This is a genomic window from Vibrio sp. 10N.286.49.C3 (assembly GCF_041469545.1).
In the GTDB taxonomy this organism is placed as follows: domain Bacteria; phylum Pseudomonadota; class Gammaproteobacteria; order Enterobacterales; family Vibrionaceae; genus Vibrio; species Vibrio tasmaniensis_A.
In genome coordinates this window covers 1-262 of the sequence record NZ_JBFRKT010000108.1, presented here as the reverse complement: position 1 = coordinate 262, position 262 = coordinate 1, and the positions used below count along the sequence as shown (strand labels likewise).

Annotated in this window: 1 tRNA gene; it reads right to left on the bottom strand. The window is 50.8% G+C overall.

The features are described from left to right. Positions 1 to 150: 150 nt before the first annotated feature. Positions 151 to 227 (bottom strand) — tRNA-Asp (locus tag AB4180_RS22705). Positions 228 to 262 lie beyond the last annotated feature (35 nt).

The following is a 262-nucleotide window of genomic DNA, read 5'->3' as shown; positions in this document are numbered from 1 at the left end:
TCTTAAACGATCGGCATTAAGTCATAAGACTAGGCTTTCTAATAAATGGCGGAACGGCTGGGGTTGCAGGCTCCGGGACTCGTTGGTCGCAGACCAAAACACTAAACACGAAAAAGCCCTAACATTTCTGTTAGGGCTTTTTCTAATTAGTGGCGGAGTGGACGGGACTCGAACCCGCGACCCCCGGCGTGACAGGCCGGTATTCTAACCAACTGAACTACCACTCCGCAGTGGAATACTTGTCGTCGCTGACAAGTGTTCA